Origin of the sequence: Streptomyces sp. NPDC012637 (assembly GCF_042954805.1) — a bacterium.
GTDB lineage: Bacteria > Actinomycetota > Actinomycetes > Streptomycetales > Streptomycetaceae > Streptomyces.
Window position 1 is genome coordinate 324,124 of the sequence record NZ_JBIBDS010000009.1, and the last position, 21,672, is coordinate 345,795.

The window sequence follows — 21,672 nt, forward strand, 5'->3', positions numbered from 1 at the left end:
GGTAAGGGGCGGTCTCCATTGGGGACCGCCCCTTACCCGTTCCGTGTGCGGCCCGGCTTTCCTGGGTAGTTGATCAAGGCCGACGCGGCCGGGGAAAGCCGTAAGGTTGGTCCGTACGACAGGAACTTCGACGAAGGAGGCACTGGGTGATCGAGCTCGAGGGGGTTCCCGAGCTGATCGACCCGGTCATGGTGGCCGCGTTCGAGGGGTGGAACGACGCCGGTGACGCCGCCTCCGCGGCGGTCGCCCATCTGGACCGGGAGTGGAAGGGCGAGGTGTTCGCGGCGCTCGACGCCGAGGACTACTACGACTTCCAGGTCAACCGGCCCACGGTGTGGCTGGACGGCGGCGTCCGGAAGATCACCTGGCCGACGACCCGGCTCTCCGTGGTGCGGATCGGCGGCGAGAAGCCCCGCGACCTGGTCCTGGTGCGCGGGATCGAGCCGTCGATGCGCTGGCGCTCGTTCTGCAACGAGCTGCTCGGCTTCGCCCACGAGCTGGGCGTGGAGATGGTGGTGATCCTGGGCGCGCTCCTCGGCGACACCCCGCACACGCGGCCGGTGCCGGTCAGCGGCGTCACCTCCGACCCCGACCTGGCCCGCACGATGGACCTGGAGGAGACCCGCTACGAGGGCCCGACGGGCATCGTGGGCATCCTCCAGGAGGCCTGCACCCACGCGGGCGTGCCGGCGGTGAGCCTGTGGGCGGCCGTGCCGCACTACGTGTCGCAGCCGCCGAACCCGAAGGCCACGCTGGCGCTGCTCAACCGTCTCGAGGACCTGATCGACCTGCGCATCCCGCTGGGCGAGCTGCCGGAGGACGCGCGGGCCTGGCAGCTGGGCGTGGACCAGCTGGCCGCGGAGGACAGCGAGGTCGCCGAGTACGTGCAGACCCTGGAGGAGGCGCGGGACACGGCGGAGCTGCCGGAGGCCTCCGGCGAGGCCATCGCCCGCGAGTTCGAGCGCTATCTGCGGCGCCGTGACCCGGGCCAGGGCCCGGGACCGGGTCCGGGCGTGGCGACGGAGGGCGGCGACACCTCGTACCTGCGGGACGGCCCGGGCGAGCGGACCCGTCCGCCGAAGCCGCAGCAGCCGGGGCCCGAGGCGGTCCCGGGCGCGGACGCCGGCCCGGAGGGGGGCGCGGACGCGGGCCCCGGAGGGAGCTCGGACGCGGGCGGGGAGCCGGACGGCGGCGACGCCGAGGAGTGACCGGTACGGGAGGGGTGGCGCGGCCGCCCCTCCCGTACGCGTTCTCCCGGCGTGTACGTCACACCCGGTCGACCGCGACCGCGTCGGGAGCCGCCGCGCCAGTGGCAGCGGCGGCTCCCGGGAGACTTCTTCGTGCGAAGGAACGTCGTCGCACGGAGCGTCCTTCCGTCCCGGTGGTCCTCACCGGTGGTCATCGGACACTCCATCACGGCGGGACCGTCAGGCGCAGTCGAACCGGGCGGCCGCCCAGTCCCCGTGGTCCCCGCTCTTCGTTCCGTTGGTGTCGGTGATCCTCAGGTGGACGTGGCGGGCGCCGGTCACGTCGACGTCCACCGGGACCGTGGCCGAGGCCCCGGTCACCCGTGGCGAGGTCCACAGCACCTTGCCGTCGGCCTCGACCGAGAAGGCCACGTCCCCGTAGCCGTCGATCTCGTCGTCGATGCCGACGTCGGCGGTGAGGGCGGTGCACCGGCCGCCCAGGTAGACCTCGATGTCGGAGTCGGCGTGGGCGCCGATGCCCTTCTCGTAGGTCGTGCCGGCCAGGGTGAGGGCGTGGCCGTCGGCGGCGCCCGACTCGCCGTTGGAGCGGTCGCGTTCGGGCGGTCCCCAGCCGTTGGTCGACTTCAGCCAGACGAGGTCGCTCGCCCAGGCGGGTGCGGTGGGCGGTGGCGGCATGACCCCGGCGGCGAAGCGCTGGGTCGCGGTGTGGTCCGTGCCCGCCGCGCGGTGGCGGGCGGTCGCGGTGAGCGTGGCCTCGCCGGGGACGGCGTCGGGGGCCGGGGTGACGGCGAGTTCCACGCGCCGGGTGGTGCCGGCCGGGATGCGCGCGACCGGCGCGGCCGGGGCGACCTGCCAGCCGGCCGGGACGTCCAGGCCGACCTCGACCGCGGTGGCGTCCCGGGTCCCGGCGGTGACGTCCACGGCGACGGTGCCGGGCACGCCGGCGCCCAGTTCCTGACCGGCGGGCGCGGTGAGGGTGGCGGCGGCGCCGGGCACGGCTCCGCCGACGGCGCTGGTGCCGGCGAGGACGAGGGTGAAGGCGCGGTCGGTGGGCTGGGCGGCGGTCTTGACCCGGACCACTCCCCCACGGTCGTCGCGGTCGTACCACCAGCCCTGCGTGGCGGTGTCGAAGGCGGCCTTCGTGGTGTGCCGGGCCAGCGCGCGGCCGCCCAGGGTGACGGCTCCGGGCGTGTCGCCGGTGTGGACGGTGAAGTGGTAGGGCCGGGCGGCCGGCTTTCCGGCGTGGTCGCCGACGCTCGCGCCGATGCGCACGGTGACGTCACCGGCTCCGCGCTGCGGGGCCGTCACCTCGGCGCGCTGGGTGGCGTGACGGCCGGAGCGGTGTTCCCGGGTGACGCCGTCGTCCTCGTACAGCTCGAAGGAGGAGGTGCCCTGCGGGTAGACGTCCCAGGCGATCGGGTCGCCGGGCCTGCGGTCGGTGGCCGAGCGGATGCCGCCGGGCCACATGGGGACCACGGCGCCGGCCCGGACGAACAGGGGCAGGGTGTCGAGCGGGGCGCTGTAGTCGTCGAGGGTGACGGGGCCCTCGTAGGTGCGCCCGTTGGCGTAGTCGATCCAGGTGCCCTTGGGCAGATAGATGCCGTCGCGCTCCACGGCGTCCTTGTAGACGGGCGCGACGAGGAAGTCCTCGCCGCTGAGGAACTCGTACTTGGCGGCGTCGGAGGCGGCCACCGGGTCGTCGGGGTGTTCGAGGACGAGGGGCCGGGCGAGGCCGACGCCGGTCTCGGTGGCCCGGTGGGCGTGCGAGTAGATGTACGGCAGCAGTGCCTCGTGGAGCTTGAGGGAGGCCCGGTTGATCGAGGTGTAGGGCTCGCCGTAGCGGAAGGGCTGCTTGTCGTGGGCGGCCCAGCCGTCCATGGTCATGGTGACCGGCAGGAAGGTCTTCCACTGCAGGTCACGGGTGTACGTCTTGGGGCTGCCGCCGAAGATGCCGTCGACGTCGCCGGTGGTGTAGGCGAGCCCGGACATGGAGGCGCCGGCGTAGGTGGGTATCTGCCAGCGGATGTACTCCCAGCTGCCGGACTGGTCGCCGGACCACTGGACCCCGCAGCGCTGGGCGCCGGACCAGCTCTCGGGCGCCCAGGTGAAGCCGCGCGCGGTGCTGTTGGCCTCGATGCCCGCGTAGGCGCCCTTGCAGCCGTCGAGGGCGAACTTGTAGCCCTCGCCGACCCAGGCGACGTCGAGCTTGGCGACCCGCTGGCCGGCCGTGACCTGGTCGGCGAGCTTGTCGAGGCCGTCCTCGGTCCACAGGCCGAGCTGCATGCCGCGCTGCTGGAGTCCCTGGGCGGTCTCGGCGAGGTTCTCGTATCCGCAGCCGTAGCCGTCGTTGACGAGCATCCAGCCGTTGGGCATGTCGTTCTGCACGTAGCCGTCGGCGACCTTCAACGCGTCGAGGGTGTGGCGCTCGCCGCGGTTGGCGTTGTGCAGGTAGCAGTCGGCGTCGCCGATCTCCAGGCCGTAGACGGGCGGGAGGAAGGGCTTGCCGGTGAGCCGGGTGTACTGGCCGATGACGTCCTTGAGGGCGTCCTCGCCGTCGCCGGCGAAGTAGTAGGCGTCGAAGCGCTGTTCGCGGGCGGTGGTGGTGACGGGCTCGCCGAAGGCGTAGGTGTTGGGGGCGTAGGTGTTGCGGTAGACGCCGTAGCCGGCGGAGGAGAGGTAGAACGGGACGGAGTTGGGGTGGCCGCCGTCGTTCCAGTTGTAGTCGACGCCGACCTCGACGGTCTTGCCGCGGTGGGAGGTGTTGCCGCGGCCGTTCTGCATGCCGGCGCCGTAGAACTGCTCGCCGGCGCCGCGGGCCAGGGTCTGCACGGTGCGGTCCTGGTTCCAGGTGAGGCCCCGGGTCTCGGTCCACAGCGGCGTGCCGTCGGCGCGGAACGCGGCGAAGCGCAGCGGGGACTTGTACGCGCGCAGGGTCACCCGGGCGGTGCCGAGTTCGTAGCGGTCGCCGCGGTCGGCCCAGTGGGTGACGGGCGGCGGGCCCTGCGGGAGGACGATGTCCTGTCCCGTGGGGTCGGTGAACCTTCCGTCGGGGGCGAGTTCGATGCGGAAGGTGTCGTCGGAGACGAAGCTGATCCGGGCCTCGGCGTGGCCCGCGGTCAGGCGGTAGACGGACCCGTCGGCGGCGAAGTCGGTGACCGCGCCGACGGTGGTGTCGGAGGGCTCGGCGGACGCGGTGCTTCCGGGTCCGGCGAAGACGGCGAGCAGGCCGAGGAGGGTGCCGGCAACTGCAGCTCTCATGCGCATTGATGATTGCATGTGGCCTATCTAGCGCAGATTCGAGCGTCGCGACAGGACAAAAAGGAACCGCCCCCGGACTTCCACGGGAAGTCCGGGGGCGGTCGCGTGAACCGGAGCCGACGTCCGGACGCGCTACAGGGCGACGCCGAGCAGCGCGTCGACGGCACGGGAGACGAGGCCGGGAGCGGACTCGTCGGTGCCGCCCTCGGCGTCCTGGAGCGCGACCCAGCGGTCGACCGCGGCGAGCGCGGCCGGGGCGTCCAGGTCGTCGGCGAGGGCCTCGCGGACCTCCTCGACGAGCGCGTCGGCGGACGGGCCGTCGGGGCGCGAGACGGCGGCGCGCCAGCGGTCCAGGCGTGCGACGGCGTCCTGGAGGACCTGGTCGGTCCACTCCCAGTCGGCCCGGTAGTGGTGGGCGAGCAGGGAGAGCCGGATGGCGGCCGGGTCGACGCCGTCCCGGCGGAGCCCGGAGACGAAGACCAGGTTGCCCTTGGACTTGGACATCTTCTCGCCGTGCAGGGCGACCATGCCGGCGTGGACGTACGCCTTGGCCATGGGGAACTCGCCGGTGAGGGCCTGGGCGTGCGAGGCGCCCATCTCGTGGTGCGGGAAGATCAGGTCCGAGCCGCCGCCCTGGACGTCGAAGCCCATGCCGAGGTGGTCGAGGGCGATGGCGACGCACTCGATGTGCCAGCCGGGTCGGCCGGGGCCGAGGCTGGCGCCGTCCCAGCTGGGCTCGCCCTCGCGGGCGGCCATCCACAGCATCGGGTCGAGCGGGTTCTTCTTGCCCGGGCGTTCCGGGTCGCCGCCGCGCTCGGCGGACAGGTGGCGCATCAGCTCGGTGTCGTAGTGCGAGACCTGGCCGAAATGCGGGTCGGCCTCCACGGAGAAGTAGATGTCGCCGTCGAGCTCGTAGGCGGCACCGGAGTCCCGCAGCCGCTCGACCAGCGGGACGATGCCCGGTATGGCCTCGACGGCTCCGATGTACTGCTGCGGGGGCAGCATGCGCAGGGCGGTCATGTCCTCGCGGAACAGGGCGGTCTCGCGCTCGGCGAGGCCGACCCAGTCGATGCCGTCGCGGATGGCCCGCTCCAGGAGGGGATCGTCCACGTCGGTGACGTTCTGGACGTAGTGGACCTGCCGCTTGGTGTCGAGCCACACGCGCTGAACGAGGTCGAACGCGTTGTAGGTCGCCGCGTGCCCCATGTGGGTCGCGTCGTACGGCGTGATGCCGCAGACGTAGATACGGGCGACGGGGCCGGGGGCGAGGGTCACTCGTCCGCCGGTCGACGTGTCGTGAATCCGGAGGTCGCGGCCCTTGCCGGGCAGGGCGGGGACCTCAGAAGCGGGCCAGGCATGCATGTCCTGAGCGTAACCGGACAGGTGTTCCGGATACGAACCGCACCCGGGATCTTGACCTATTAGGCGGTCTTGCGGGTCAGAGCCTTTCGTGCATACCCCTAGGGGGTTTCAGGCGCGCGGAAGATGTTGGCGGAAAAGCAGCGGTCCGGCCGGGCAGCGCCCGGCGCTACACCGGCGGCCAGGGGATCGCGGGCCACTGCCCCGACGGTACGGGATGCCGCCCGGTCCCGCGCAGCCGGGCGACGCGCTCCCGCAGGGCGTCCACCTCGGCGGCGGTCAGCAGCGCCGCGAGCCGTTCCGCCAGTGGAGTGCCGGGTGCGAGCCGGGCGTCGAGACCGGCGAGCACGGCGACGGCCTCCTCGGTCAGCTCCTCGCCCGCCCAGCCCCACAGCAGGGTGCGCAGCTTGTCGTCCACGTGGAAGGAGACGCCGTGGTCGATCCCGTACAGGTGTCCGTCGGGCCCGGGCAGCAGGTGCCCGCCCTTGCGGTCGCCGTTGTTGATGACGGCGTCCAGGACGGCCAGCCGGCGCAGTTGCGGGCTGTCGGCGTGCACGAGCAGCGCCGTGCGGTCCTCGGCCACCTGGGCGGGTCCGACGGCCTTCCAGCCCTCCCCCGGCTCCTCGTCCTCCACGAGCGCGAGCAGGGCCGCCTCCGGGTCGGCCTCGACCCACAGCTGCACCATGCCCTCGCCGTACGGCCCGTCACGGAGCACGGTCGGCGGGACCAGGCCCCAGCCGGTGGCCTCGGACAGCTCGAAGGCGGCGACCTCGCGGCGGGCGAGGTTGCCGTCGGGGAAGTCCCACAGCGGGCGCTCCCCGGCGACCGGCTTGTAGACGCAGTCCGCCTGCCGGCCCTCGTGGGCGACGGAGCAGAACAGCACCGCGTTGGACGCCTCGCGTACCTGGCCGCGGACGGTCAGCTCGCCGCGGCCGAGCAGTTCGAGGACCGCGGGCGTCGTGGGCGTCGCGGGGGCCTGATGACTGCTCATGCGCCGCGGCGGTATCCGTTCTGGCGCGGGCAGACGTGGCCCTCGGGGTCGAGCGGCAGGCTGCACAGCGGGCACGGCGGCCGGCCGGCGTTCACCACGTCGAGGGCCCGCTTGGCGAAGGCCCGGGCCTGGGCGCCGGTCAGCCTGACCCGCAGCATCGGCGGGCCGTTCTCCTCGTCCTGGAGCAGCCGCTCCTCGGCCTCGGCGAGGTCCTCCTCGGAGTCCGCGTCGAGTTCGACGAGCGCCTGCGCCTCGACGATCATGCGCTGCTCCTCGCCGTCCCAGGCGAGCGCCATGGTGCCGACCCGGAACTCCTCCTCGACGGGGGCGTCGAGCGGGGCGGTGTCCGTGATGTCGGCGGGGGCCATCGCCGGTACGGGAGCGTTGCCGCCGGTACGGCGCACGACCTCGTCGAGCAGCTCGTCCATCCGCTCGGCGAGGGCCGCGACCTGGGTCTTCTCCAGGGCGACGCTGGTGACCCGGCCGGCCGCGGACGCCTGGAGGAAGAACGTACGGCGGCCAGGCAGCCCGACCGTGCCGGCCACGAAACGCTCCGGTGGGTCGTAGAGGAACACCTGACGGGACACGTTCCTGACTCCCTTGGGTCTCGGCTGTGCTGCTGTCGTGGACGCGGATGTCGCGGCCGCCGGTGCCGCGGGACGGCACTACAGCGGCGCGTCCACCCTACTGCGCGGATGGATCACGGTGCGCCCGCACCGCCTCCGACCTCGGCCTCCCCCTGTCCGCCGGTCGTCTCGCGCGGGGCGAGCGCGGCCAGGTCGCCGGTGTCGCCGAGGCGGAGGACGAAGGGGCGGAGGCGCGTGTAGCGGATCGCGGTGACCGAACAGGGGTCGACCTGGATCCGCTGGAAGAGGTCCAGGTGGAGGCCGAGGGCGTCGGCGACGATCGCCTTGATGATGTCGCCGTGCGAGCACATCGCGTAGACGGCGTCCTCGCCGTGCTCGGCCTCGATCCGGGCGTTCCAGTCGCGCACCGCGTCCACGGCCCTGGCCTGCATGGCGCGCATGGACTCGCCACCGGGAAAGGCGGCGGCCGAGGCGTGCGCCTGGACGACCTGCATCAGCGGCTCGTCCATCAGCTCGGCGAGCTTGCGGCCCGACCAGTCTCCGTAGTCGCACTCGCTGATCCGCTCCTCGGTGTGCAGCGTCAGCCCGGGGCGGGCGTCGAGCAGCGGACGCACGGTCTCGTGGCAGCGCTGGAGCGGGCTGGAGACGACGGCGGCGAGCGGCACCCCGGCCAGCCGCCCGGGCAGCTCGGCGGCCTGCGCGGCGCCGCGCTCGTCGAGCGCGACGCCGGGCGTGCGACCGGCGAGCACCCCGGAGGTGTTGGCGGTGGAGCGTCCGTGCCGTACGAGGATCAGGGTGGCCATGGGGGCCAGCGTAGGCGCCCGCACGCGCGCGTGGGGACGCCCACGCGGCGGACCGGTGCGCCACGAGAGGATGCGGTCCGGCCGCGGCCGGGGGAGAATACGGCGCGTGATCGTGGACTCAGCCATCTATCGGCGCGGGCAGCGGACGGAGAGCCCCGCCGACCTGTCGGACGCGCTGGAGGAGGCGCGGTCGAGCGGGGACGCGTTCCTGTGGGTGGGGCTGTACGAGCCGACCGAGGCCGAGTTCAGCCACGTCTCCTCGGAGTTCGCGCTGCACCCGCTGGCCGTGGAGGACGCCCTGAAGGCGCATCAGCGGCCCAAGCTGGAGGTGTACGACGACTGCCTGTTCGTGGTGCTGAAGCCGGTGGTGTACGAGCCGGAGAGCGACCGGGTCAGCTCGGACGAGGTCATGGTCTTCGTCGGCGACTCGTTCGTGGTGACCGTGCGGCACGGGGCCGGCAGCCCGCTGACGGCCGTGCGCAAGCGCATGGAGGCCACGCCGGACGTGCTCCGGCACGGGCCGACCGCGGTCCTGTACGCGATCTCCGACGCGGTCGTGGACCACTACATCGACGTCGCCGGGGAGCTCCAGATCGACCTGGAGGAGCTGGAGGCCGATGTCTTCGCGCCGGCCGGCGGCAGCCCGAAGCGGACCGCGGAGCGGATCTACACGGCCAAGCGGCAGGTCCTGGAGTTCCGCCGGGCGGCGAGCCCGCTGACCGCGCCGATGGCCCGGCTCGCGACGGGCGCGGTGCCCTTCGTGCACGACAAGGCCATGCCGTTCTTCCGTGACGTGCAGGACCACCTGCTGCGCGCCAACGAGCAGGTGGAGAGCCTGGACCGGCTGCTGTCCGACGTGCTGTCGGCGCACCTGGCGCAGATGGGCGTGCGGCAGAACGACGACATGCGCAAGATCTCGGCCTGGGCGGCGATGGCCGCGGTACCCACGATGGTCGCGGGGATCTACGGCATGAACTTCGACCACATGCCGGAGCTGCGCTGGGCGTGGTCGTACCCGGCGCTGCTCCTGCTGCTGGCCGCGACCGTCACGGGCCTCTACCGGCTGTTCAAGCGGCGCGGCTGGATGTGAGGCCCGCCGCGCCCGGGCGTACCGGCCGGAAGGCCGGCGGGCGGCGGGCGGCGGGCCTAGTAGGCGGGGGCCGGGGTCACGGGGCCGCCGAGGGCGTCGCGTCGCTCGGGCATCCTGAGGTCCACCATCCTGTGCCAGCCGGCGGCGCGCTCCCACGCGTACATGCCGTGGATGCCGGCGGCGAGCGCCGCGGACTTCGCCCTGGGCCAGCCCAGGATGCGGCCCATGTGGCTCATCACGGCGAGGCTGACGTCCCGGTACACCCGGATCTCGGCGAGCGCGGAGTCCCGCAGGACGCGCTGGATGAGCCGGCCGTGCCCCTCGTGGTTGAGGCGCAGCAGCTCCTCGTGGCAGTACGAGAGGTGGTTCGTCTCGTCGTGGTCGATCATGCGGATGGCCTTGCCGAGCTCGGGATGGTCCCCGAAGTACTTGACCAGCATGATCATCTGATCGGCCGCCCGCTGCTCGGTGACCCGGCTGTGCGCCAGGTAGACGACGATGTCGTGCTCGGTCAGCGGCTCGTCGCGGCGCAGCTTGTCGTGCGCGAGGCCGATGCCGCGCTTCTCCAGCAGCATCGTGTAGTCGGTCTCGGGCGGCACGGGCACGGGTTCGAGGCCGCGCTTCCTCAGCAGGGCGTTGAAGATCCGGCCGTGCTTGTCCTCGTCGGCGCCGTGCCGGGTGATCTTGGGTGCCAGGTCCCGCATGCCGGGGGCGACGAGGGCCGCGATCCGGCCGTTCTCCCAGCCGCCCTGGGTCTCGCCGCTGGCGGCGATGGAACAGAAGAGCCGGAACGACTCGTCGTTGTCGATGATTTCCTGGAACAGGCTCTTGGCCGTGAGCATGGCTGCCACCTCCCGTGGTGTACGAGTCAAGTGCGCCGCGCGCGGGCGGGCAACAGGAGGGGCGGGAGGCTGGGCCGAACGGCGTACGGACGAGGGGCGGCCGGCGGGCCGGACGGAACGCCGTCGGCGGGCGGGCGGTGTGGGAGGGGACGCGCCGCGGACCGCGTAACCCCGGGCGTGGCTCGCGCGTTGTGCTGCGTGACGGCCGTGGCGGGGAAGACCCCCGAGCCCCCACCACGGCCGCAGGCTTGTACCGGGACCGTCCCGCCGGCCGGTTACGCGAGGCCCGCCCGCTCCAGGGCCTCCACTCCGGCCCGCAGCGCCGCGATCCGCTCGTCGAGCGTGAAGCCGGCCGGGGCCAGCGTCAGGGTCGTCACCCCGGCCGCCGCGTAGGCCTTCATGCGGTCGGCGATCCGGTCGACGGAGCCGAGCAGGGTCGTCTGGTCGATGAGCTGGCGCGGGACGGCCGCGGCGGCGCCGGCCTTGTCGCCGGACAGGTACTTCTCCTGGATCTCCGCGGCGGCCTTCTCGTAGCCCATGCGCTGGGCGAGCTGGTTGTAGAAGTTCTGCTTGCGGCTGCCCATGCCGCCGACGTAGAGGGCGGTGTACGGGCGGAAGACGTCCGCCAGCGCGTCGATGTCGTCGCCGAGGGCGAGCGGCAGCGTCGGGTGGACGTCGAAGCCGTCCATGGTGAGCCCGGCCTTCTCGCGGCCCGCGCGGAGGTGGCGCAGCGCGGTCTCCTCCAGGTGCTCGGCGGCCGGGAAGATGAGCAGGGCGCCGTCGGCGATCTCGCCGGTCTGCTCCAGGTTCTTGGGGCCGATCGCGGCGATGTAGAGCGGGATGTGCGGACGGGTCGGGTGGACCGTGAGCTTGATGGGCTTGCCCGGGCCGTCCGGCAGCGGCAGGGTCCAGTGCTCGCCCTCGTAGGTGAGGCGCTCGCGGGACATCGCGCGGCGGACAATCTCCACGTACTCGCGGGTGCGCGCCAGCGGCTTGTCGAACTTGACGCCGTACCAGCCCTCGGAGACCTGCGGGCCGGAGACGCCGAGGCCGAGGCGGAAGCGGCCGCCGGAGAGCGAGTCGAGGGTCGCGGCGGTCATGGCCGTCATCGCGGGCTGCCGCGCCGGGATCTGCATGATCGCGGAGCCGATGTCGATCCGCTCCGTCTTGGCGGCGACGAAGGAGAGCACGGTCGGCGCGTCGGAGCCGTACGCCTCCGCGGCCCAGCACACGTCGTAGCCGAGGCGGTCCGCCTCCTGGGCCACGGCCAGGTTGTCGCCGTCCATGCCCGCGCCCCAGTAGCCGAGGTTGATGCCGAGCCGCATGCCACGTACCCCTTACCCATCGGTAACGTCCTGTGCCGGGGACTCTAGCGCGCGGCTCCGGCATTCGTCAGGAGCCGGTCGGGGAGCGGGGCACGGACCCGATCGGCGGGCCTCGAACGGGCGGCCTGTGGACAGGTTGTCCACAGGGTCTCTCCGCGTGGTGCCCTGGCCAGTAATCTCGCGGCCATGGAGCAGAGGCATCTCGGACGTACCGGCCTGCGCGTGTCCCGGCTCGGGCTCGGCACCCTCACCTGGGGCCGCGACACCGACGAGCACGACGCGGCCGAGCAGTTGAAGGTGTTCTGGGACGCGGGCGGCACGCTCGTGGACACCGCGGACGTGTACGGGGGCGGCGAGGCGGAGTACCTGCTCGGGCGGCTCGTGGACGAGAGGTCGGGCCTGATCCCGCGCCGCGACCTGGTGATCTCGACCAAGGCCGGCAGCGTCCCCGACCCCGACCGGCGCACGGACGGCTCGCGCGGCCACCTCCTCGCCGCTCTCGACGCCTCGCTCGCCCGGCTCGGCACGGACTACGTGGACCTCTGGCAGCTGCACGCCTTCGATCCGTACACCCCGCTCGAAGAGTCGCTCCAGGCACTCGACATCGCGGTGCGCAGCGGCCGGGCCCGGTACGTGGGCGTCTCCAACTTCTGCGGCTGGCAGCTGGCGAAGGCCGGGACCTGGCAGCACACCGGGGACCGGACCCGGCTCGCCGGGACGCAGATGGAGTACTCGCTGCTGCAGCGGGGAGTCGAGCGCGAGGTGCTGCCGGCCGCGCTCGACCTGGGCATCGGGCTGCTGCCCTCCTCGCCGCTCGGGCGCGGGGTGCTCACCGGCAAGTACCGGCACGGCACTCCGGCGGACTCGCGGGGCGGTTCGGAGGCGCTCGCGCCGTTCGTCGAGCCGTATCTGGACGACGCGGCGAGCCGGATCGTGGACGCGGTCAGCACGGCGGCGGACGGCCTCGCCACCACCCCGCTCCAGGTCGCCCTCGCCTGGGTCCGCGACCGGCCCGGCGTCGCCGCCCCGATCGTCGGCGCGCGCAACGCGCAGCAGCTCGCGGCGGCTTTGTCAGTGGAGAGCCTTAGTCTTCCTGACGAGATCTGCCGGGCTCTCGACGACGTGTCGGCGCCCCTGCACCGCTACCCGGATCACGACTGGAGCACCTTGTGACCGAGCCTTCCGGCGACACCGCGCCGCCCGAGGCGACCGAGCCCGCCACCGACGACCAGGCACCGTCCGCGGGCCCGCCGGACGCGCCCGAGGCGCGGCCGGAGGCCGGCGCGGAGCCGGGGACGGCGGAAGCCGGGGCCGGGGACCCCGCAGGCGCCGAGGACGGGGTGTCCGGCGAGTCCGGCGACTCCGGGGACGCGGACGGTGCCGAGAGCACGGGGGCAGCAGAGGCCGACGCGGACGGTGCCGAGGACACGGGGGCAGCCGAGGCCGCCGCGGACGGTGCCGAGGACACGGGGGCAGCCGAGGCCGGCGCGGACGGTGCCGACGCGTCGGGGCTGTCCGAGGCTCAGGCGGAGCTGGCCGCGCAGCGGGAGCTGCGGGCGAAGATCGAGCGGCGCAAGGCCGAGCGCGGCTCGCCCGTGGACGCGGGCGCGAAGCTGACGGGCACGGCCGCGGATCTCCTCGCGGCGGTCCGGGCCGTCGAGAGCGGCGCCAGGCCGGTCTCGGTCCCGCGCGTCGAGGCGCCCGCTCCGAGCCGGCCCGCACCGGCCGCGCCGCCCGAGACGACCGTGCGCCCGCCCGTGCCCGAGGCGCCGCTGGTGACGGAGGAGACCACGGCGGCCGTGCGGCAGGTCCTCGCACGCGGCGGCGCGCCCGAGGCGCTCGCCGGGCAGGTCGCCGCGGTCCTCGGCGAGGGCGCCGCCCGGGCACTCGAAGACGATCCGTGGCAGCTGCTCGCGGTACCAGGCGTGCGGTCCGAGCAGGCAGACGGTTTCGCGCGGGCGCTGCTGGGCCCGGAGTGCGGCCCCGACGACCCGCGCCGGGTGGTGGCGCTCGCCGCCTGGCTCCTCGACCAGGCGGCCCTGAAGGGCCATACGGCCCTGGAGATCGGCGCCGTACGGGACGGGCTCGCCAGGCTGTCGGTGCCCGAGCCGGACAAGGCCGTCGACCTCGCGGTCTCCGAGGCCGCGGTGCTGGTCTTCCAGGAGGAGCAGGACGAGGAGACGGAGGAGACCGGAGAGGAAGGCGAGGAGGCGCGGGAGCAGTCGCGGCCCGAGACACCCGTGCTGCTGGGCCTCGAGCGCTTCGCGCTCGCGGAGGAGAGCCTGGCCGACGGACTCGCCCGCCTGATCCGCACGGTCGAGCCGGCCGAGTGGGACGGCCCCGAACTGGCCCGGGCCGCCGGGGCCCACGGACTGGTGCTGCACACCGGCGGCGAGGCCGCCCGCGCGGAGCCGGCCGCACTCGCCGGGGCCGCCCGCGCCCGGGGCCTGCGGGTCGCGCTCGCGGCGCACACGGCCCGGGACGGAGCGGTGCCGGTGGCCGCGCTGCTGTCCGGCGCGGCCGGTCCCGGCCGGGACGCGGAGGGCAGCCTCGCCCTGGACCTGCTGGTCGTCCTGGACGCGCCGCAGCTCGACGTGGAGGGCGCGGCCTCGCTGGTGGAGGCGCTGCCGGACGGCTGCCGGCTGGTGCTCAGCGGCGATCCGCACGTGCTCGGACCGGTGGGCCCGGGCCGGGTGTTCGCCGATCTGCTCGCGGCCCGGGTCGCCCCGCAGATCGCCTCCCGGGTGCCCGACCCGGGCCCGGTGGGCGAGCTGGTGTCCGGCATCGGCGTAGGAGAGCTGAACCAGGTGGCCGCACCCGGCAAGGAGGTCGTGATCGTCCCGGTCCGGGACGCCGGCGTGGCGGTGCACCGCACGGTGCAGCTGGTCGCCGACTCGATCCCGCGGGCGATCGGCGTGGCGACCGCGCAGACCCAGGTGATCACGGTCGGCCACGGCGGCTCGGCCGGCACCCGCGCCCTGAACGCGGCGCTCAAGGAGCGCCTCAACCCCGGCCCGGGCCGCTTCGGCGGCTACGACCCGGGCGACCGGGTGGCCCACTCCCCCGCCCCGGGCCGCACCCTGGTCGGCACGGTCGTCTCGGCCGACGCCGAGGGCCTGCACCTGGACTGCGAGGGCGAGAAGGTCGTCGTACCGAAGGAGCGGGTCGAGTCCACTCTGCGGCACGGCTGGGCGCTCACCGCGCACCAGGCGGTCGGGGCGCGCTGGCCGGCCGCGGTCGTGGTGCTGCCCGGCGACGCGGCGGGCGGCCTGACCCGGTCCTGGGTGTACACGGCGTTCGGGCGCGCGGAGCGCCATCTGTCGGTCGTCCACGGTGTGGAGCAGGCGCTGCCCCGGGCGGTCGCCGAGGGCCGGGACCCGGAGCGCACGACGCGGCTGCGACCGCTCCTGGAGGCGCTGCTGCACGAGGACGACGAGGCATGACGTGAAGACGGCGCGCGCCCTCCCCGCTCTCCGCGGGAAGGGCGCGCGCCGTCTGCGGGCTCAGGCCCGGTGACCGGGGGTGACTCGGGGCCGATGGCTCAGGCCCGGCGGACCTCTTCCTCCAGCTCCTCCTCGTCCACCTCGTCGTCGAAGACGGCGCTGATGTCGAAGCGGCACACGATCCGTTCCGGGTCGGCCTGGTCGAACGGGGCGTGCAGCCACTCACCCGGCTCGGGCAGTTCCTCGGCGGCCTCGACCCAGAGCGTGGAGTCGCCCTCCTCCAGACCGAATTCCTTGTGCCGGGACGCGATTTCGTCAGGTTCGTACTCGCCGAAGACGACGCCGAGGGCCGCGTGGGTGGTCCCCGCGCCCTCCTCGCGTTCGAGATCGGTGACCCGGCGGGCCTGGGCGATCAGACGCTGCGGCTCCACCACCGCGTAGTCGCGGCGGATCAGCACGCTCAGGGCGTGCGGCTCGTCCGGCCCCGCGTAGGGCGGCAGGGAGTCGTCGGCGCCTGGGATCTCGAAGGGCGTGACCTCGTCGTACCGGTCGTAGAGGGCCTCGTCGTACGCCTCCGCCGCCGTGGCGAGCGCGTTGAAGGCCTCGTAGACGGCCGGGTCGTCGTCCCCGGTGCGGCGTTCGACCGCCGCGAGGTGACGGTCCAGTGCGGCTTTGACCGCCTCGGCGGCGGCGCGTACCTCGGCAGCGGTGGGCTGCGCAGCATCAGACATAGGACAGACGCTATCCGTACCTGGCCCTTGGCCGCACAATAGATGCGATGCCGGAATACGAATTTGTCGACGTGTACGTGCCGCGGGGCGTCTCTCGCAAGGAGGCGACGCGGCTTCTGACCGACCATGCAGAGTACGGACACTGGGAGTTGGACCGCCTGAGCCTGCGTCGCGACGGCAGCCGCAGAGTGCGGCTGCGGCGCCGCATCATCCGTCAGACCCGAGCCACCTGGTGAGAAGCAGAAGGGGCCCCGCGATGCGGGGCCCCTGCCGTTTTCCGTGCGGGTCAGGCGGAGCGGCGGGCCCGGCGGTAGATCACGGAGCCGGCGAGCAGCAGGCCCGCGCCGGCCGGGACGGCGAGACCGAGCGACCCGGCACCGGTGTGCGCGAGCTCCTCGGTGGGGTGGCTCGGCGTGACGCCGTGCGTACCGGGCGTGTTCGGCCCGTACGAGGTTCCGGGCGTACCGGGCGTACCGGGGTGTCCCGGGGTGCCGGGAGTACCCGGGTTTCCGGGGTTGCCCGGGTGCTCACCCTCGTTCCCGGGATTGCCGGGGTTCCCGGGCGTCTCGGGCCCGCCCGGGTTGCCGGGGTTGCCGGGCGTCTCGGGCCCGCCCGGGTTGCCGGGGTTGCCGGGCGTCTCGGGCCCGCCCGGGTTGCCGGGATTCCCTGGATTACCGGGGTTGCCGGGCGTCGTCGGCTCGACGCCGTAACCGCAGTCGTTGTCGCCGGCGGCGTTGCCCAGGCCGACGCCGTTGACGCTGTTGCCGCAGACGTTCACGGGGGCATCGACGGGGACCTGGACGTTGTTGCCGGAGCCGACGCCCGGCGAGTCGGAGGCGTGGCCGCCGGCGGAGGAGCCGTGGCCCCCTTCGTCGCCGTAACCCCCGTCGTCGCCGTGGCCGCCCGAACCGCTCTTGTTGGCACAGGTGTTGCCCGTGGCCGGGTTCATCAACCCGATGACGGAGACCGTGTTGCCGCAGACGTTGACCGGCGCGTGGACCGGGACCTGGACGTTGTTGCCGGACGCGACGCCCGGCGAGTCGGATGCCGCACCGCTCGCTCCCGAGGCGGCGTGGGCGTAACCGCCGCCGAGGGCGATCATGCCGCCCGCCGCGGCGACGGTGACGATGCTCTTGCGGGTGATGATGCGTGTGACCTGTCGCATTGCTGATTACCTGCTTTTCTCGGCTCGTGACGAAATGGCCACCGGCCCCGGAGTGCATGGCACGCACTCCGGGGCCGGCCTTGACTCGGGCCCTCAGGGGGCCGAGACAGAACGTCAGGCGTTGATGCAGGTGTTGCCGAAGGCGGGGTTCAGCAGCCCGATGATGCTGACCGTGTTGCCGCACACGTTCACGGGGACGTGAACCGGCACCTGGACGACGTTGCCCGAGAGCACACCGGGGGAACCGATGGCCGCACCCTGGGCACCCGCGTCGGCAACGGCCATGCCCGCACCCGCGAGAACGAGACCGCCGGTGGCAGCCGCAGCAGCGACGACCTTCTTGATCATTATTCCTCCTTGTTGGCAAAAGCGGTCCAAGCCTCGGACCGCATCACCTGTAACGAGGGGGAATCCAGGGGGCTACGAGGCCCCTCGGCCATTCACTCTTTCCGGTAATCGGTGCACGCGCGGTCGATTCCGGAAGCCCTCGGCGCGAGCCGGTTCGGACCGGCTCGCGCCGGCGCGCGTCAGCTCGCGTCGATGAAGCGGTCCAGGACGCGGACGCCGAACTTCAGGCCGTCCACCGGGACGCGCTCGTCGACGCCGTGGAACATGCCGGCGAAGTCCAGCTCCGGCGGCAGCTGGAGCGGCGCGAAGCCGAAGCAGCGGATGCCGAGGTCGTCGAAGGACTTGGCGTCGGTGCCGCCGGAGAGCATGTACGGCACGGCCCGGGCGATCGGGTCCTCGGCCCGCAGGGCCAGCTGCATCGCGTCGACCAGCGCGCCGTCGAAGCTGGTCTCCAGGGCCTTGTCGCCGTGCACGTCCTCGCGCTTGACGCGCGGGCCGAGGATGCGGTCGAGGTCGGCCAGGAACTCCTCCTCGTAACCGGGCAGGAAGCGGCCGTCGACGTGCGCGGTGGCCTGGCCGGGGATGACGTTCACCTTGTAGCCGGCACCGAGCATGGTCGGGGCGGCGGAGTTGCGCAGGGTGGCGCCGACCATCTTGGCGATGCCGCCGAGCTTGGCGAGGGTGGCGTCCATGTCCTCGGGGTCGAGCGGGGTGCCGAGGGCGTCCGACAGCTCGTCGAGGAAGGACCGCACGGTCTTGGTGACGCGCACCGGCCACTGGTGCCGGCCGAGCCGGCCGACGGCCTCGCAGAGCTCGGTGATGGCGTTGTCGTTGTTGGTCATGGAGCCGTGCCCGGCGGTGCCCTCGACGGTCAGCCGCATCCAGTGCATGCCCTTCTGGGCGGTCTCGACCAGGTAGAGCCGCAGGTTCTCGTTGACGGTGAAGGAGAACCCGCCGACCTCGCCGATCGCCTCCGTCACGCCGTCGAAGAGGTCCCGGTGCTTGTCGACCAGGTGCCGGGCGCCGTAGGTGCCGCCGGCCTCCTCGTCGGCCAGGAAGGCCAGGACGATGTCACGCGGCGGCTTGCGCCCGCTGCGCAGCCGGTCGCGGACGACAGCCAGGGTCATCGCGTCCATGTCCTTCATGTCGACGGCGCCGCGGCCCCAGACGCAGCCGTCGGCGACCTCGCCGGAGAAGGGATGGTGGGTCCAGTCCTCGGCGTTGGCCGGGACGACGTCCGTGTGGCCGTGGATCAGCAGGGCCGGCCGCGAGGGGTCCTCGCCCTCGATCCGGGCGACGGTGGAGGCCCGTCCCTTGTGCGACTCGATGATCTTCGGCTCGAGCCCGACCTCCGCGAGCTTCTCCGCGATGTACTCGGCCGCGGCCCGCTCGCCCGGACCGGAGTGGTCGCCGTAGTTGCTGGTGTCGATGCGGATGAGGTCCCGGCACAGGTCGACGACCTCGTCCTCGCCGGTGACGCCACGGCCGGTGTTCGACTCGCTCACGCTGCTTCCTCCCACTACGTGCCCCACGTGCTTGCTGTGCGATCACCCCCATCCTCCCGCGCTCCCCCGCCCGGCCCAAGGGTGGCTCCCGGCCGACACACTCCCGTCACAGCGGATGCGCCCGCGACGGCCGTGACCAGGGTGGTGATCGACCACCCCAGATGTTTGCTATGGTTTTCCTCGTCGGAAGGGCCCAGCGGCCAGGAAGACGAAACACCTGTCCGGGTGGCGGAATGGCAGACGCGCTAGCTTGAGGTGCTAGTGCCCTTTATCGGGCGTGGGGGTTCAAGTCCCCCCTCGGACACCAGCAGGAAGGCCCCACTGATGTGGGGCCTTTTCGCATGTCCGGGGTTGTTTAGGGTTGTCGGGTGAGACGGAGAACCAAGGCCCCCGCGTCGCCCCTGCCCCAGCGGGACGGCATCGATGCCGTGCGGGTGCGGTTGCCCGAGGACCCGGAGCGGGCGTGGGGGACGCTGCGGGAGCATCTCGTGGCGCGGTACGGCGGGGCCGTCGGGGCCGCGCGGGTCGAGGAGATGCTGCGCGAGGGGCGGTTCGTCGGCGCCGACGGGCTGGCCGTCGACGGTGACGAGCCCTATGCCGCCGGGCGGTACCTGTGGTTCCACCGTGACTTCCCCGCGGAGGAGCGGGTGCCTTTCGAGGTCGGGGTCGTGTACCGGGACGAGCGGATCGTCGTGGCCGACAAGCCGCACTTCCTGGCGACGATGCCGCGCGGGCGGCACGTGACGGAGACGGCGGTCGCGCGCCTGCGGCGGGAGCTCGGGCTGCCGACGCTGCAGCCGGCTCACCGGCTGGACCGGCTCACGGCCGGGCTCGTGCTCTTCGTCGTACGGCCGGAGGACCGGGGGGCGTACCAGACCCTGTTCCGGGACCGGCTCGTGCACAAGGCGTACGAGGCGGTGGCACCGTACGACCCGGCGCTGGAGCTTCCGGTGACGGTGCGCAGCCGCATCGAGAAGGAGCGCGGGGTGATGGCCGCCCGGGAGGTGCCGGGCGAGCCGAACGCGGAGAGCCGGATCGAGCTGCTCGCCCGTGAGGGAGATCTCGCCCGGTACCGGCTGGTGCCGGTGACCGGGCGGACCCATCAGCTGCGGGTGCACATGAACGCGCTCAGGCTGCCGATCCTCCACGACCCCGTCTATCCCGTGGTCCGTGAGGACGGGCCGGAGGACTTCGCGCGGCCGTTGCAGCTGGTCGCACGGTCGCTGGTGTTCACCGACCCGTTCACGGGCGAGCGGAGGAGGTTCCTGAGCACGCGCCCCCTCAGTGGCCTCGGCTGATCCACTCCTGGAGGTGCGGTGCCTCGGCGCCGATCGTGGTCGTCTCGCCGTGGCCGGTGCGGACGACCGTCTCCGGGGGCAGGGTGAGGAGTTTCCCGCGGATGGATTCGACGATCGTCGGGAAGTCCGAGAACGACCGGCCGGTCGCTCCGGGGCCGCCCTGGAAGAGGGTGTCGCCGGTGAAGACGGTGCCCAGGTCAGGGGCGTGGAGGCAGACGGCGCCGGGCGCGTGACCGGGGGTGTGGAGGACCCGGAGGTCCGTGCCGGCGATGGTGAGGACCTGGCCGTCGGCGAGCTCGCCGTCCGGCGTGTGGTCGGGGTGGGTGAGCTTCCACAGCGGCTGGTCGGCGGGGTGCAGCAGGATGCGGGCGCCGGTGGCGGCGGCGAGGGCCGGGGCCGCGTCGACGTGGTCGTCGTGGGCGTGGGTGCAGACGATGGCGCGCAGGGCGCGGCCGTCGAGCGCGGCGAGGATCGCGTCGGCGTCGTGGGCGGCGTCGATGACGATCGCCTCGGTGTCGTCGCCGACGATCCAGACGTTGTTGTCGACCTCCCAGGTGCCGCCGTCGAGGCTGAAGGTGCCGGAGGTGACCAGGTGGTCGATGCGGGCGGCCATCAGAGGACCACCACCGAGCGCAGCACGTCGCCCTCGTGCATGCGGGCGAAGGCCTTCTCGACGTCTCCGAGTCCGATGGTCTCGGTGACGAAGGCGCCGAGGTCGATGCGGCCCTGCTGGTGCAGGTCGATCAGCATCGGGAAGTCCCGGGAGGGCAGGCAGTCGCCGTACCAGGACGACTTGAGCGTTCCGCCGCGGCCGAAGACGTCGAGGAGCGGGAGCTCGAGCTTCATGTCGGGGGTCGGTACGCCGACCAGGACGACGGTGCCGGCCAGGTCGCGGGCGTAGAAGGCCTGCCGGTAGGTCTCGGGGCGGCCGACGGCCTCGATGACGACGTCGGCGCCGAAGCCGCCGGTGAGCTCGCGGATCGCCTCGACGGGGTCGGTGGTGCGGGAGTTGACCGTGTGGGTGGCGCCCATCTCCGTGGCCTTGGCCAGCTTCCGGTCGTCGATGTCGACGGCGATGATCTTCGCGGCTCCGGCGAGCCGGGAGCCGACGACCGCCGCGTCGCCGACGCCGCCGCAGCCGATGACGGCGACGCTGTCGCCGCGGCCGACGTTCCCGGTGTTGATCGCGGCGCCGATGCCGGCCATGACGCCGCAGCCGAGCAGTCCGGCGACCTCGGGTGCGACGGCCGGGTCGACCTTGGTGCACTGGCCCGCGGCGACGAGGGTCTTCTCGGCGAAGGCGCCGATGCCGAGGGCCGGGGAGAGCTCCGTGCCGTCGAGCAGGGTCATCTTCTGCCGCGCGTTGTGGGTGGCGAAGCAGTACCAGGGGCGGCCGCGCAGACAGGCGCGGCACTGGCCGCAGACCGCGCGCCAGTTGAGGATCACGAAGTCGCCGGGCGCGACGTCGGTGACGCCGTCGCCGACCGACTCGACGGTGCCCGCGGCCTCGTGGCCGAGCAGGAAGGGGAACTCGTCGTTGATCCCGCCCTGCTTGTAGTGGAGGTCGGTGTGGCAGACCCCGCAGGCCTGGATCCTCACCACGGCCTCGCCGGGACCGGGGTCCGGGATCACGATCGTCTCGACCCGTACGGGCTCGTTCCTGCCGGGGGCCACGACCCCCTGGACCTGCTGCGGCATCGCGAACTTCCCTTCTCCGAC

Annotated in this window: 19 protein-coding genes and 1 tRNA gene; 7 read left to right on the forward strand and 13 right to left on the reverse strand. The window is 73.2% G+C overall.

The features are described 5' to 3' along the window. The first annotated feature begins 146 nt into the window (after positions 1–146). Positions 147–1,208: a PAC2 family protein gene (locus ACFY8W_RS32245; protein ID WP_391112979.1), complete on the forward strand. Its 1,062-nt coding sequence runs from the start codon at positions 147–149 to the stop codon at positions 1,206–1,208. Between the two features lie 219 nt (positions 1,209–1,427). Here ACFY8W_RS32245 and ACFY8W_RS32250 read toward each other — a convergent pair whose 3' ends face one another. The 5 genes from ACFY8W_RS32250 to ACFY8W_RS32270 all read right to left on the reverse strand — a co-directional run bounded on the left by ACFY8W_RS32250 (position 1,428) and on the right by ACFY8W_RS32270 (position 8,206). Then, a complete protein-coding gene (locus ACFY8W_RS32250) occupies positions 1,428–4,484 on the reverse strand; it encodes an NPCBM/NEW2 domain-containing protein (protein WP_391112982.1) in 3,057 nt (1,018 codons plus the stop codon). Positions 4,485–4,598: 114 nt separating this feature from the next. Continuing rightward, entirely contained in the window at positions 4,599–5,828 is a 1,230-nt protein-coding gene (mshC, locus tag ACFY8W_RS32255; protein WP_391112985.1) for a cysteine--1-D-myo-inosityl 2-amino-2-deoxy-alpha-D-glucopyranoside ligase, read from the reverse strand. Positions 5,829–5,994: 166 nt separating this feature from the next. After that, positions 5,995–6,849 (reverse strand): SCO1664 family protein, encoded by an 855-nt coding sequence (locus tag ACFY8W_RS32260; RefSeq protein WP_391113379.1) that lies wholly within the window; start codon positions 6,847–6,849, stop codon positions 5,995–5,997. After that, on the reverse strand, positions 6,813–7,403 hold the full coding sequence (locus tag ACFY8W_RS32265; protein ID WP_391112988.1) for a DUF3090 family protein: 591 nt from the start codon (positions 7,401–7,403) through the stop codon (positions 6,813–6,815). Before ACFY8W_RS32265 ends, ACFY8W_RS32260 begins: the two co-directional genes overlap by 37 nt. 113 nt (positions 7,404–7,516) lie before the next feature. After that, entirely contained in the window at positions 7,517–8,206 is a 690-nt protein-coding gene (locus ACFY8W_RS32270) for an MSMEG_4193 family putative phosphomutase (protein WP_391112991.1), read from the reverse strand. 97 nt (positions 8,207–8,303) lie between these two features. Here ACFY8W_RS32270 and corA point away from each other — a divergent pair, with 97 nt between their 5' ends. Continuing rightward, positions 8,304–9,296 carry a magnesium/cobalt transporter CorA gene (gene corA / locus ACFY8W_RS32275; RefSeq protein ID WP_391113382.1) on the forward strand — a complete coding sequence of 331 codons (993 nt, stop codon included), beginning with the start codon at positions 8,304–8,306 and terminating at the stop codon, positions 9,294–9,296. Between the two features lie 56 nt (positions 9,297–9,352). Here the strand turns inward: corA and ACFY8W_RS32280 are convergent, their stop codons facing one another. After that, a complete protein-coding gene (locus ACFY8W_RS32280) occupies positions 9,353–10,138 on the reverse strand; it encodes a ferritin-like domain-containing protein (RefSeq protein ID WP_391112994.1) in 786 nt (261 codons plus the stop codon). Positions 10,139–10,413: 275 nt separating this feature from the next. Next, on the reverse strand, positions 10,414–11,463 hold the full coding sequence (locus tag ACFY8W_RS32285) for an LLM class F420-dependent oxidoreductase (RefSeq protein WP_391112997.1): 1,050 nt from the start codon (positions 11,461–11,463) through the stop codon (positions 10,414–10,416). A gap of 186 nt (positions 11,464–11,649) precedes the next feature. Between ACFY8W_RS32285 and ACFY8W_RS32290 the strand changes: the two genes are divergently transcribed. Both ACFY8W_RS32290 and ACFY8W_RS32295 read left to right on the forward strand, forming a co-directional pair. Beyond that, positions 11,650–12,636 (forward strand): aldo/keto reductase, encoded by a 987-nt coding sequence (locus ACFY8W_RS32290; RefSeq protein WP_391113000.1) that lies wholly within the window; start codon positions 11,650–11,652, stop codon positions 12,634–12,636. Continuing rightward, positions 12,633–14,906: a helix-hairpin-helix domain-containing protein gene (locus ACFY8W_RS32295; RefSeq protein ID WP_391113003.1), complete on the forward strand. Its 2,274-nt coding sequence runs from the start codon at positions 12,633–12,635 to the stop codon at positions 14,904–14,906. Before ACFY8W_RS32290 ends, ACFY8W_RS32295 begins: the two co-directional genes overlap by 4 nt. A 98-nt stretch (positions 14,907–15,004) precedes the next feature. Here the strand turns inward: ACFY8W_RS32295 and ACFY8W_RS32300 are convergent, their stop codons facing one another. After that, a complete protein-coding gene (locus ACFY8W_RS32300; protein WP_391113006.1) occupies positions 15,005–15,637 on the reverse strand; it encodes a hypothetical protein in 633 nt (210 codons plus the stop codon). 47 nt (positions 15,638–15,684) lie between these two features. Between ACFY8W_RS32300 and ACFY8W_RS32305 the strand changes: the two genes are divergently transcribed. Next, positions 15,685–15,873, forward strand: coding sequence for a DUF5703 family protein (locus tag ACFY8W_RS32305; protein ID WP_128983151.1), 189 nt, complete (start codon positions 15,685–15,687; stop codon positions 15,871–15,873). A 50-nt stretch (positions 15,874–15,923) separates the two neighbouring features. Here the strand turns inward: ACFY8W_RS32305 and ACFY8W_RS32310 are convergent, their stop codons facing one another. From ACFY8W_RS32310 to ACFY8W_RS32320, 3 genes are all read right to left on the reverse strand, one after another. Further along, the gene (locus tag ACFY8W_RS32310; RefSeq protein WP_391113009.1) at positions 15,924–16,802 is read right to left on the reverse strand and encodes a chaplin family protein; all 879 of its coding nucleotides are present in this window, start codon (positions 16,800–16,802) and stop codon (positions 15,924–15,926) included. 114 nt (positions 16,803–16,916) lie between these two features. After that, on the reverse strand, positions 16,917–17,150 hold the full coding sequence (chpH, locus tag ACFY8W_RS32315; RefSeq protein WP_391113012.1) for a chaplin ChpH: 234 nt from the start codon (positions 17,148–17,150) through the stop codon (positions 16,917–16,919). A 179-nt stretch (positions 17,151–17,329) separates the two neighbouring features. After that, complete coding sequence (locus ACFY8W_RS32320; RefSeq protein ID WP_391113014.1) at positions 17,330–18,655, reverse strand: M20/M25/M40 family metallo-hydrolase; 1,326 nt, start codon at positions 18,653–18,655, stop codon at positions 17,330–17,332. A gap of 219 nt (positions 18,656–18,874) precedes the next feature. Here ACFY8W_RS32320 and ACFY8W_RS32325 point away from each other — a divergent pair. Both ACFY8W_RS32325 and ACFY8W_RS32330 read left to right on the forward strand, forming a co-directional pair. Continuing rightward, positions 18,875–18,962, forward strand: a tRNA-Leu gene (locus ACFY8W_RS32325). A gap of 61 nt (positions 18,963–19,023) precedes the next feature. After that, positions 19,024–19,953, forward strand: a complete 930-nt coding sequence (locus tag ACFY8W_RS32330) for a pseudouridine synthase (RefSeq protein ID WP_391113017.1) — start codon at positions 19,024–19,026, stop codon at positions 19,951–19,953. Here the strand turns inward: ACFY8W_RS32330 and ACFY8W_RS32335 are convergent. Both ACFY8W_RS32335 and ACFY8W_RS32340 read right to left on the reverse strand, forming a co-directional pair. Continuing rightward, positions 19,937–20,566, reverse strand: a complete 630-nt coding sequence (locus tag ACFY8W_RS32335; RefSeq protein WP_391113020.1) for an MBL fold metallo-hydrolase — start codon at positions 20,564–20,566, stop codon at positions 19,937–19,939. The two genes, ACFY8W_RS32330 and ACFY8W_RS32335, sit on opposite strands and share 17 nt — an antisense overlap. After that, positions 20,566–21,651, reverse strand: coding sequence for an S-(hydroxymethyl)mycothiol dehydrogenase (locus ACFY8W_RS32340; RefSeq protein ID WP_391113023.1), 1,086 nt, complete (start codon positions 21,649–21,651; stop codon positions 20,566–20,568). Before ACFY8W_RS32340 ends, ACFY8W_RS32335 begins: the two co-directional genes overlap by 1 nt. Positions 21,652–21,672: the final 21 nt, after the last annotated feature.

What these genes read in the sequence shown, in the direction of transcription:
- ACFY8W_RS32250 (WP_391112982.1), bottom strand. Translation starts at nt 4,484, where the DNA reads ATGCAATCATCAATGCGCATGAGAGCTGCAGTTGCCGGCACCCTCCTC.
- mshC (WP_391112985.1), bottom strand. Translation starts at nt 5,828, where the DNA reads ATGCATGCCTGGCCCGCTTCTGAGGTCCCCGCCCTGCCCGGCAAGGGC.
- ACFY8W_RS32270 (WP_391112991.1), bottom strand. Translation starts at nt 8,206, where the DNA reads ATGGCCACCCTGATCCTCGTACGGCACGGACGCTCCACCGCCAACACC.
- ACFY8W_RS32280 (WP_391112994.1), bottom strand. Translation starts at nt 10,138, where the DNA reads ATGCTCACGGCCAAGAGCCTGTTCCAGGAAATCATCGACAACGACGAG.
- ACFY8W_RS32285 (WP_391112997.1), bottom strand. Translation starts at nt 11,463, where the DNA reads ATGCGGCTCGGCATCAACCTCGGCTACTGGGGCGCGGGCATGGACGGC.
- ACFY8W_RS32290 (WP_391113000.1), top strand. Translation starts at nt 11,650, where the DNA reads ATGGAGCAGAGGCATCTCGGACGTACCGGCCTGCGCGTGTCCCGGCTC.
- ACFY8W_RS32300 (WP_391113006.1), bottom strand. Translation starts at nt 15,637, where the DNA reads ATGTCTGATGCTGCGCAGCCCACCGCTGCCGAGGTACGCGCCGCCGCC.
- ACFY8W_RS32305 (WP_128983151.1), top strand. Translation starts at nt 15,685, where the DNA reads ATGCCGGAATACGAATTTGTCGACGTGTACGTGCCGCGGGGCGTCTCT.
- ACFY8W_RS32310 (WP_391113009.1), bottom strand. Translation starts at nt 16,802, where the DNA reads ATGCGACAGGTCACACGCATCATCACCCGCAAGAGCATCGTCACCGTC.
- chpH (WP_391113012.1), bottom strand. Translation starts at nt 17,150, where the DNA reads ATGATCAAGAAGGTCGTCGCTGCTGCGGCTGCCACCGGCGGTCTCGTT.
- ACFY8W_RS32335 (WP_391113020.1), bottom strand. Translation starts at nt 20,566, where the DNA reads ATGGCCGCCCGCATCGACCACCTGGTCACCTCCGGCACCTTCAGCCTC.
- ACFY8W_RS32340 (WP_391113023.1), bottom strand. Translation starts at nt 21,651, where the DNA reads ATGCCGCAGCAGGTCCAGGGGGTCGTGGCCCCCGGCAGGAACGAGCCC.